The organism is Methanocrinis sp. (genome assembly GCF_049974945.1).
Lineage (GTDB): Archaea > Halobacteriota > Methanosarcinia > Methanotrichales > Methanotrichaceae > Methanocrinis.
This window is the reverse complement of the sequence record NZ_JBNGCU010000067.1, coordinates 1-9,919: the sequence shown is the minus strand read 5'-3', so window position 1 is coordinate 9,919 and position 9,919 is coordinate 1. Positions and strand designations below refer to the sequence as shown.

Below are 9,919 nucleotides of genomic sequence, written 5' to 3'. Positions count from 1 at the left end.
ACGACGTACATCTCGGCGCTCTCCTTTCTGGAGGCGGCCGGCGAGTGGGCCTGGGCCCTCCTGAAGCTCTCTCTCACCTCGGATAGAAAGTCAAGAAAGGTGTCCCCCTGGAAGACCTTGACCAGGAAGTTTCCGCCGGGCCTGAGGACCTCTCCTGCCACCCGGAGAGCCGACCGGGAGAGGTCGATGGACCTTGCGTGGTCCAGGGTCCAGTTCCCCGAGAGGTTCGGCGCCGCATCACAGATCACCACGTCCGCCTTCCCGCCCAGGGCGTCCGCGATCAGCTCCAGGGTCTTTTGGGCGGTGATGTCCGCCTTTATCGTCGAAACGCCATCGATCGGCTCGATCGCCAGGAGGTCGACCCCGACGACGGTGCCGCCGGAGATCTCCTTTGCCACCTGGAGCCAACCTCCGGGGGCGGCTCCCAGGTCCAGAACGGCGTCGCCCCTCCTGATCAGCCGGAACCTCTTGTTGATCTGCTGGAGCTTGAAGGCCGACCGCGCCCGATAACCCTCGGACTTGGCCTTCCGGTAGAAGTAGTCCTTTTGATCCCTGGCCATCGGAGGATATTTTCGGCCCAAGGTAAATAAAGGCTCAGGTTTAGATCGATGAAAAATCTCTGGAATCTGTCCTATAAAGGCTCTCTTCTGAACATTTCATCATCCTCTTCCTGAGAGACTCCATCTGCCGCCTGCGCATCGGCGCCGTATCGGGGTATAGGTGCAGAGTATCCAGAACGAACCTCTCCCGCGCGGCCTCATCGGAGACATAAATTGGCCTTCCCGACCTGACGATCTCAAAGCGCAAGACCGGCGACGCCCTTCGAAGGTCTACCAGGTCGAGCCGCTCGGTCCCCAGGGCGTCGACGATCTTCTCCCAGAGCCTCCAGGCGGGCTCTTCCTGCGTCGCGGTCAGAACGGCGAGATCAACGTCGTGGGGCTCTCGGTCGGTTTCATCTCTTGCAAGGGAGCCGAAGAGGTAGGCGAGGATCACGCCCTCCTCCTCAAAGAGGCCCGCCAGCTCTTCAAGAGAGCTTCTTATCTCCTCAGGAAGGGGCCGATGTCCGGCCCAGCGCTCAGGGATTCCCATGAGATCTCCTCAGTGATTCTGGGATGCTCGGAATATATATTTTCATCCTAGCGGATCTTTGGTAGTTCATGCACCGAGGCAATGGCTTGAAACTTCTAAAATTGCTTTGTATATAGTCCCGAAACGGAAACCTTCATCACCTCCCTCCCCCCACCTGAAAAGCGTGAACTGCGACGTTCTGGTGGTGGGAGCCTCCCCCTCGGGGATCGCGGCCGCCACATCTTCTGCGAAGGCGGGGGCCGAGGTGATCCTGCTGGACAAAGAGATGGGCGAGAGCTTCGACCATCCGGCCAACACCTTCTTCGACGGGATGTTCTTCCGGGCGGGGCTCGCAGTCGAGCGGGAGTACGTCCTCCACGACCTCGACGGGATGAGGATAATCTCTCCCGGCGGGTGCGCAATCGAGATCCCGGCGCCGGGGAGGTTCATCGACCGATCGAGGTTCGATGCTCTTTACCTCGAAAGGGCCGAGAGGGCTGGGGTCGAGCTTATGCGGGGCATGGCGAAGAAAGCTCCCCTCGCGGGCTCTGGTCGTCGGGTCGAGACCGACAACCTCGGCGAGATCGGAGCCCAGGTGGTGATCGACGCCTCCGGGGTCGATGGGATGATTGCGAGGCAGGAGGGGCTATCGCCCCTCCGCCACCCCGAGGACGTCGCCTGGGCCGCCGAGGCGGTGGTCGAGCTTGCTGGCCTGGGGGAGGAGAGGCGCTTCGAGTACTTCATCGGCTCGATCTCGCCGGGCTGGAAGGCGACCTTCTCCCCCGGCGGGGGGGATCTTGCCACCCTGGGCGTCTTCGTCCGAGGTCACGGCCGGGACGTTCGGGCCTACCTGGACCGGTTCGTGGAGCACTTCAAGAAATACAAGTCCGCCGACTACGACGTCAGAGAGATGAAGATCGTCTCCATAAACCGGGGCGGGGACGCCATCGCTGCGCTGCCGGACGAGATCGTCTCCGATTCGCTGATGGTGACCGGAGCGGCGGCGGGGATGAGCGGTATGGCCTACGCCATCCGGGCGGGGGGGATGGCGGGCGAGGTCGCCGCCGGGGCGGTGGAATCTGGCGACGTTTCGAAAAGGAACCTCTCGCCCTACGACCGTCTCTGGCGCCGGGAGTTCGGCCTGGAGTATCGGATGGGCCGGGCGTCTCTCTTGACCCTGGGGAGGATGGCCGACGAGGAGATAGACCGGCTCGCGGCGGATCTCGCGAAAAGGAACCTCGCCCTCTCGGGCACCTTCTTCAGAAAGGGATTTTCGGCGGGGATCGCACTCGCCAGGGCTCGGCCCCGGACCATTCCAGGCCTGATCAAAAGCTTCGCCGAGGGCTGAAGCCTGAGGAGATGCGAGATGAACCTGGCCCGGTCGACCGGACCGGCCTTTAGGCCACCTCGACGTTGCTGCTCTCTTCTCTCGCCCCGCTGTCCTCGGGGAGCTTGATCTCGCCGTAGGTCGCCTCGTACCTCTTCAGGTTCGCGCTGAGGGCCCGTAGCAGCCTCTTGGCGTGCTGGGGGGTTATGGTCACGATCGCCCTTCCCTGGGCCAAATTCGTCTCGGGGATCTTGTGCAGGAAGGTCAGGGTGACCTCGTCATCGGCGTGGCTGATCTTGATCAGGTTCGAGTAGACCGGCTCCAGGCTCTCGGGAATCCTGACTCCAAGCTGTTGCGTCCTCTTCTTCTCCGTCAAATCATCTTCACCATGAGGTCGTTGGGTGAGGTCGGCCTTATCCCTTTGCCCCGCCAACGGGAGTGAAGGAAAATCCTTTATCTGCCGAGGCGACTCTCCCATCCATGATAGAGCTGAGGAGTGACCCTTACGTCTTGAAGTCCAGGACCGTCCAGGAGACGGAGCTGGACTTCAGGCTCAACCTTAACCTCTCCTGGTGCCGCGGCGTCCTCTTCAATGTGGTGGCGCAGAAGAACTCCGTCGCCATCGTCGAGTACGACGCCATCCTCTGGACCGATGAAGCTCTCATGTTCATAGAGTACAAGGACTCGGTCGCCGCCTACAAGAACCTCTCCACCCGGAGGATCCAGCAGATCGGAAGCTTCGCCAAGAACATCGCGGCAGGCCTCGGCTACAAGGCCTACACCTTCGTGGTGGTGGTGAACGGGCTGACTGAGCAGACGATCCGGGGCGGAGCCGTCGTCATACCCCTCTTTCTGCTCGGAAGCTACGAGCCGGTCTTCAGCTCCGCCATATCGGAGCTTGAGATGATCGAGAAATTGATCGAGAAGTACACCAAAAGCGGCAAAGAGGAGGTCGCCGGAGACTTCGAGAAGCTGAAGACCATGATCGAGTCGGGGTTATCTTGAGGAGAAGGGGAAGGGCGACGGCCCTGGGCGCTGCCACAGTCCTGAACGCCGTCGCCAACTGGAAGGGCTCGGCCCTGGGGGTGGATCTGAAGACCTCCGCCGAGGTGGTGCTGGACGACTCCCCGCGGGTCAGAGGCGACGTTCCGGGCATAGACGACCGGCTGATCGTTCGATCCGCAGAGCTGGTCCTCGGGAGGTTCGGCGTTGAGGCCGGTGGGATCGTCCGGACCAAAAGCGAGATCCCCCTCGCCCGGGGGCTGAAGAGCAGCAGCGCCGCTGCCAACGCCGCCATCCTGGCGACCCTGGACGCCCTCGGCGAGGAGCTCGACCCCCTGGAGGCGACGAGGATCGGAGTGGCCGCGGCACGAGAGGCCGGGGTCACCATAACAGGAGCCTTCGACGACGCCGCCGCATCGATGCTGGGGGGCGTCGTGGTCACCGACAACCGGAAGATGGAGCTTCTCAAGAGAGAGGAGATGGACTCAAAAGTCCTCCTCCTGGTCCCGGAGGAGAAGCTCTTCTCGAAGGACACCGACGTTCGAAGGTCGAGGCTCCTTGCGCCTATCGCAGACCTGATCTTCGACCTCGCCCTCGCCGGCGAGTACGCCAGGGCCATGACCATCAACGGCTTAGTCTACTGCAGCGCTCTGAGGCTTTCCAGCGATCCCATCTTCACGGCCCTCAATTCTGGCGCCAGAGGAGCGAGCCTCTCGGGGACTGGCCCCGCCTATGCCGCCCTGGTGGAAGACGAAAATATCGACGAGGTCGAATCGGCGTGGCTGGATCTGGGCGGAAGGGTGATAAGGACGAAGGTTAACAACAGAGGCTCATCCAAAGGATCGAGGTGGCGATGATGAGCCTGGAAGATCTTCGCATAGAAGTGCATAGAGTTGATCAGGAGATATTAAAGCTGATAGAAGAGCGGATTAGGCTTGCAGAAGATATCTTCGAGGCCAAGAGGGCTCTCGGCGTCGGAATCGAGGACAAAGATCAGGAGAAGCTGGTGATGAAGAGAGCCCTGGACAACGCCACCGAGCTCGGCCTCGACGCTGGCGCGACGAAGGAGATATTCGAGACCCTGATCAGGATGAGCCTTGAAAAGCAGCACGAGCTTCTGGGAGAGAATAACCTCCCCTAGATAGACGCTAGAAGACTAGCCTTCTGAGGGTTTGGCCATCATGACCGAGGTTGCAGTCATATCGGGATCGAAATCGGACAGTCAGGTGGTGGAGAAAGTCCTCCGGGTTCTCGCGGAGAAGGGGATCGACCACGAGGAGAGGGTCCTCTCGGCCCACAGAAACCCCGATGAGCTGGAGCGGTACATCGAGGAGACCGACGCGAAGATCTTCATAGCCGTGGCAGGCCTATCCGCCGCCCTCCCCGGCTTCATCGCCTCTCGGACCGATCGGCCTGTAATAGGGGTCCCGGTGAGCGCAAAGCTGGGAGGCCTTGATGCCCTCCTGGCCATATCCCAGATGCCACCAGGAGTTCCCGTCGCCTGTATGGGAATCGACTCCGGTGAGAACGCCGCCCTCCTGGCTGTGAGGATGCTGCTAGCGAAAAGATAGTTTTTTATACGGAAGAGTGAGATCTCCAGGAGGCGGGATTGGATGTACAGGAAGATCCTGATCGCCACGGACGGCTCCGATGGCTCGCTCGACAGCGTGGCCCAGAAGGTCCTGGAATGGTCCAGCACGCCTATGATGATAGTGAGATAGGAGGTTGTCCCAACGCCCTTTATAAGGCTTCTAGATGCCGGTATCGGAAAGATACCTATTTATATCAAAGGCGTAATGGATAAACTCAAAAGGCGCAGAAGGTTGTAGGGAGATTTGAGAGGTGTGATAAAATGTACGATCGGATTTTAGTTGCTACAGACGGCTCTGCAAAGTCCAAGGTCGCGGTACAGCACGGCGTAGACCTGGCAAAGGCGGTCGGCGCGAAGGTGCTCGGAGTTTACATTGTGAACGAGGTAGTCGTGGCCAGCGCGGTGAGGCAGCTGGGCGCCGACAAGAAGGAGATCGAGGCCAAGCTCCAGGCCGGCGGTGAGAAGGCCGTGGCCGAGATCAAGAAGATGTCCGAGGAGGCTGGCGTGGAAGTGGAGACGGTGGTCAAGTCCGGAGCGCCCGCCAACATGATCGTCGACCTCGCCAGGACCGAAGGAGTCGATCTGATCGTCATGGGAAGCCACGGTGAGAGCGGCGTCACCAAGCTCCTCATCGGGAGCGTAGTCCAGAAGGTCCTGTACTGGGCAACCTGCCCCGTCCTCGTAGTGAGATGATAAAGATGGCAGCAGAGTTGATTTCATCAGGGATCGCCTATCCCGCCTTTGCGGTGGTTTTCGTCGTCGGCACGCTCCTCGCCTATACGGTCATCAGCCTGATAGGCAGCAGCTAGGCCGAGAGTTCTCGCGTCCTCCCGGAGAGGAGGGCGTCTGAGCCATTTTTTTGATGTTTTTGATATAGTTGTCCAGTCGTTCCTTCGGAGCGGTGGGGTTCGAGCTCTCTGGAAGAGGGGTATCAAAAGATCCCGACCTGAAAACCCAGATCTGAAAAAGGTGTTATCGTGACCTTCCCAAAAGGAAGAAGGAAGGTCGCCCTAATCACTCGCTCTTGAAGTACCTCGGCGCAGTCTCCAGGGCCCGGGCGATCAGATCGGCTGAGGCCTCCAGGTCTTTGATGCTCAGAACCTCGACCGGTGAGTGGATGTAGCGGGTGGCGATGCTGATGAGGCCGGTGTGGATCCCCTCCCTCGTAAGCTGAATCGCTGTTGCGTCGGTGGTCCCGCCGCCGGAGACGTCCATCTGAACCTCGATCTCGAACTCCCGGGCAGTCTCAGCCAGCCAGTCCACCACCTTCTCCGTTGCGATCAGCCCCCGACCCGAGGCGTCGGCGATGACGATGACGGGCCCCTTCCCGATCTCTAGATTCGAGTCCTTCTTCTCGATCCCTGGATGGTCTCCGGGGATGGTGACGTCCGTGGCCAGGGCGACGTCGGGACGAAGGTCGAAGGCGCTCGTTTTAGCCCCCTTCAGCCCCACCTCCTCCTGGACCGTCCCCACGGCATAGATCGCAGACTCCGATCTCGTCCGCTTCAGCGCCTCGATCATCATGGCGACCCCGGCCCGGTTGTCGAAGGCCTTACCAGTCACCCTATCGCCCGCAAGCTTTGCAAATGTTCTATCGAGGCTTACTGGGGTTCCCGGATTGATCCCGAGGGCCTTCGCCTCGTCCTGATCATTGCAGCCTGCGTCCACGAACATATCCTTGATCTCGATCGGCTTCTTCCGCTCCTCGTCTTTCATCACGTGAGGCGGCTTCGACCCTATAACGCCGTATATCGGTCCCGAATCGGCATGGATGACCACCCTCTGGTTTAAGAGGCTCTGGTCGAACCAGCCTCCGATGGTAACGAACCTGATGAAACCCTTCTCGTCGACGTACTTGGTCATGAGGCCGATCTCGTCCATGTGGGCTGCGATCATCACGCTGGGTCGCTCGCCCTTCCTGGTGGCTACCAGGTTTCCGAGCTTGTCGACCCTGATCTCGTCGACATAAGGCCTGATCTCCTCTTCCACCATCTCCTGGACCGACCCCTCGCGTCCTGATATCCCGTGGGCGTTGCTCAGCCGTTCAAGAAGCCTTTGAATCTCGCTCATCTATGATCATCCCGTCCATAATAGATCGATTTAATTCAACGCAAAGTTCAGGCGGACCTCATCTGTGCCCCCGAGTTTTTGGGCCTGGTGACGACGACCTCGCCTCCCACCACCCTCATCGCCTCCATCGCCGCGGCCTCGATATCCCTGGCGTTGGAGTCGGCGACGGCGTAGACGGTGGGACCGAAGGAGCTGAGCCCTGCTCCCGCCGCCCCCGCCGACCTCATCGCCTCCATCAGCCTTCCTATCAGCGGGTGCTGCAGCCCCACCTCCACCCTCTTGAACCCCAGATCCTGGACCCTGTTCACAGCATTGCCGAAGCCGTCCAGGTCCCCCTCCAGGACAGCGGGGATCATCCTGACCAGGATCTCGCGGCAGAGCTCTGCCACCTCGCCCCGAGGGACGGGGCAGAAGGCCCCGAAGACGTCCGCCTCGTGGCGGCCGTGGGCCCCTTTGGGTATATCCGGCATCGCCAGAAGAAAGGTCCAGAACTTTGGAAGGCTGGCCTGCAATATCACCGGAGGGGGGGTGACCCCAAATGATGCGGAGGAGGGGCGGAAGTCTGTCTTCTCCTTTCCCGGGCCGAAGGAGTGGCCGCCGTCTACGATGAAACCCCCCCTCTCGAAGGCGGCGACCCCTATCCCGCTGGTGCCGCCCCGGCCGACGGCGGCGGCGATCTCGCGGGCCGATGCAGTCCGGCCGTATAGCTCGCAGAGCGCCTTTCCTACGGCCATTGCGAGCTGCGTTCCCCCGCCGAGGCCGACATGCTGCTTGTAGCAGTGCCGGATGGTGATCTCTGCGCCTGCGCCTTTGAGATCGAGAAGCTCCATCACCGCCTCCGCCGCCGCCCTCGCCCTCTCGGCGTTCTCGCCCCGGACGGATAGCTCCTCGCCCCTCTGGGCCTCCACCACGATCGAGGGATCGGCGAGGGCGACCCCCACGCTGCCGTCGACCCGGCCACAGTCCCCGGCGAGGTCGGTGAGGGTCAGGTGGATCCGAGAGGGCGTCTCCACCACCACCCTCCTTCTGTCCTGAAAGTTGTTGTAGGGGAAGGTCTCGGTGATGGCCATAAGAGGCTGGCCGTGCCTGATGATCCTGTAGTCCCTGGAGAGCATCGGCTCCTTTCCGAAGACTTTGAAGATCTCGTTCATCTCGCCCGGCCCCTCAAGCGCCCGGGCCCTCAAAAGGTCGCGCCTCGACTCGATCCTGTGCTTCTTGAGGATCGTTCCTATGGGGACGTCCGCCCTCATCAGATCTTCGCGAAAACGGTCATCTAGCCGCTTCAGCGGCGTGAAGGAGGTGGCGTGAATGAGGACCTCTCCCGAAACGGAGTTTTTGAGCTTGACCACCCTGTAGTTCACATCGTCCCCGGGATCGATCTCCAGCTCGCGAGATAGGATCTCGTCGGCGGCCACCACCTCCTGGACCTGGGTCTCGATCTCAACGGGGCTTCCGGTGACCACCTCGAGAAGGCGAGTCACCGAGCCGTCGGTCCCAAGAAGCATCTTCTGGACGGGGCTCAGCCGCCCCACGGCCTCCTCCAGCCTTCTGATCTCCTCGTCTATCTTCGAGGGCGACGATCTTGACACATAAAAAGAAGTGCCGGCTGGCATAAAGTTTTTCCCCTCTGGTGACGAGCCTTCACCTCTCTGGGCTTTGTGGAGGTTGTTATATTGAATACGTCGAGAATTTCGGGTTTTTACAAGCTTGCCGCTTCGGATCGGCTCAAGATGGTGGCGGATAAGGCGGGCCTCTCCGAGGAGGAGGCCGGGGCTATCGCGAGCCACGGCCTCTCCCTCGACCAGGCCGACAAGATGGTTGAGAACGTGGTGGGTCTCTTCGCTATCCCCCTGGGGATCGCGACGAACTTTCTGATCGACGGCCGGGAGCTTCTCATCCCCATGGCGACGGAGGAGCCCTCCGTCATCGCCGCCGCCAGCAACGGGGCGAGGATGGCCCTGGCAGGGGGAGGCTTTGTCACCAGCAGCACAAGGCCGGTGATGAGGGCTCTGATCCAGGTTACCGGGGTCGAAGACCCCTTCGGCGCGAGGCTTGCCATCCTGGCCCGGACTGAGGAGATAGCAGCTCGAGCGAACGAGAAGGACCCCATGCTGGTCAGGTATGGAGGAGGCGTCGCCGGCCTCGAGGCGAAGGTCGTCTTTACCAGGAAGGGGCCGATGGTGGTCGTCCACCTCCTCGTCGACTGCAGGGACGCCATGGGAGCCAATGCCGTCAATACCATGGCCGAGGCCCTGGCCCCCTTCATCGAGGAGATCACCGGCGGGAGGGTGTACCTGCGGATCATATCTAACCTCGCAGATCTCCGGCTGGCCAGGGCCCGGGCCGTCTTCAAGGCCGAGGAGATAGGCGGGCCCGAGGTCGTCGACGGCATCGTCCTCGCGAGCGCCCTTGCCGAAAGCGACCCCTATCGGGCCGCGACCCACAACAAGGGGATCATGAACGGCGTGACCGCGGTGACCATGGCCAGCGGAAACGACACGCGGGCCATCGAGGCCGGTGCCCACTCCTACGCCGCCAGGGGCGGAACCTATCACTCCCTCTCAGTTTACGAGAAGAACCGGGACGGAGACCTGGTGGGATCGATCGAGCTTCCCGTCGCCGTGGGGACCGTCGGCGGCGCGACTCGGGTCCATCCCGTGGCTCGGGCCAACATGAAGATCCTGGGGCTTGCGTCCGCCGACGACCTGGGACGAATTCTGGCATCGGTGGGCCTCGCCCAGAACTTCGCAGCCCTCCGGGCTCTCGCCACCGAGGGGATCCAGAGGGGTCACATGTCGCTGCACGCCAAGAACGTCGCCGTCCAGGCCGGAGCCACAGGCGACGAGATCGAGGCCGTGGCC

Annotated in this window: 12 protein-coding genes; 7 read left to right on the top strand and 5 right to left on the bottom strand. The window is 61.5% G+C overall.

Features of this window, described 5'->3' with window-relative positions:
• Together ACP5EL_RS07480 and mntA are read right to left on the bottom strand one after the other, a co-directional pair.
• On the bottom strand, positions 1-560 hold a 560-nt coding region (locus ACP5EL_RS07480; RefSeq protein WP_428401893.1), incomplete at its 3' end, for an RlmE family RNA methyltransferase.
• Positions 561-600: 40 nt separating this feature from the next.
• The gene (gene mntA, locus ACP5EL_RS07475; RefSeq protein ID WP_428401892.1) at positions 601-1,089 is read right to left on the bottom strand and encodes a type VII toxin-antitoxin system MntA family adenylyltransferase antitoxin; all 489 of its coding nucleotides are present in this window, start codon (positions 1,087-1,089) and stop codon (positions 601-603) included.
• Positions 1,090-1,252: 163 nt separating this feature from the next.
• On the opposite strand from mntA, the gene ACP5EL_RS07470 reads away from it, so the two are divergent.
• Positions 1,253-2,416 carry an NAD(P)/FAD-dependent oxidoreductase gene (locus tag ACP5EL_RS07470; protein WP_428401891.1) on the top strand — a complete coding sequence of 388 codons (1,164 nt, stop codon included), beginning with the start codon at positions 1,253-1,255 and terminating at the stop codon, positions 2,414-2,416.
• Positions 2,417-2,465: 49 nt separating this feature from the next.
• Here the strand turns inward: ACP5EL_RS07470 and ACP5EL_RS07465 are convergent, their stop codons facing one another.
• Positions 2,466-2,771 (bottom strand): DUF3467 domain-containing protein, encoded by a 306-nt coding sequence (locus ACP5EL_RS07465; protein ID WP_428401890.1) that lies wholly within the window; start codon positions 2,769-2,771, stop codon positions 2,466-2,468.
• Positions 2,772-2,875: 104 nt separating this feature from the next.
• Here ACP5EL_RS07465 and ACP5EL_RS07460 point away from each other — a divergent pair, with 104 nt between their 5' ends.
• The 5 genes from ACP5EL_RS07460 to ACP5EL_RS07440 all read left to right on the top strand — a co-directional run bounded on the left by ACP5EL_RS07460 (position 2,876) and on the right by ACP5EL_RS07440 (position 5,681).
• Positions 2,876-3,400, top strand: a complete 525-nt coding sequence (locus tag ACP5EL_RS07460; protein ID WP_428401889.1) for a hypothetical protein — start codon at positions 2,876-2,878, stop codon at positions 3,398-3,400.
• On the top strand, positions 3,397-4,254 hold the full coding sequence (locus tag ACP5EL_RS07455; RefSeq protein ID WP_428401888.1) for a shikimate kinase: 858 nt from the start codon (positions 3,397-3,399) through the stop codon (positions 4,252-4,254). The genes ACP5EL_RS07460 and ACP5EL_RS07455 overlap by 4 nt, the downstream gene beginning before the upstream one ends.
• The gene (locus ACP5EL_RS07450; protein WP_428401887.1) at positions 4,251-4,538 is read left to right on the top strand and encodes a chorismate mutase; all 288 of its coding nucleotides are present in this window, start codon (positions 4,251-4,253) and stop codon (positions 4,536-4,538) included. Before ACP5EL_RS07455 ends, ACP5EL_RS07450 begins: the two co-directional genes overlap by 4 nt.
• A gap of 40 nt (positions 4,539-4,578) precedes the next feature.
• On the top strand, positions 4,579-4,968 hold the full coding sequence (purE, locus tag ACP5EL_RS07445) for a 5-(carboxyamino)imidazole ribonucleotide mutase (protein WP_428401886.1): 390 nt from the start codon (positions 4,579-4,581) through the stop codon (positions 4,966-4,968).
• Between the two features lie 281 nt (positions 4,969-5,249).
• Entirely contained in the window at positions 5,250-5,681 is a 432-nt protein-coding gene (locus tag ACP5EL_RS07440) for a universal stress protein (RefSeq protein ID WP_428401885.1), read from the top strand.
• Between the two features lie 321 nt (positions 5,682-6,002).
• Here the strand turns inward: ACP5EL_RS07440 and ACP5EL_RS07435 are convergent, their stop codons facing one another.
• A complete protein-coding gene (locus ACP5EL_RS07435) occupies positions 6,003-7,058 on the bottom strand; it encodes a M42 family metallopeptidase (RefSeq protein WP_428401884.1) in 1,056 nt (351 codons plus the stop codon).
• 47 nt (positions 7,059-7,105) lie between these two features.
• The gene (locus tag ACP5EL_RS07430) at positions 7,106-8,647 is read right to left on the bottom strand and encodes a beta-ribofuranosylaminobenzene 5'-phosphate synthase (protein WP_428401883.1); all 1,542 of its coding nucleotides are present in this window, start codon (positions 8,645-8,647) and stop codon (positions 7,106-7,108) included.
• Between the two features lie 84 nt (positions 8,648-8,731).
• Here ACP5EL_RS07430 and ACP5EL_RS07425 point away from each other — a divergent pair.
• Positions 8,732-9,919, top strand: a 1,188-nt coding sequence (locus ACP5EL_RS07425; protein ID WP_428401882.1) for a hydroxymethylglutaryl-CoA reductase, degradative, incomplete at its 3' end; no start/stop codon positions are given.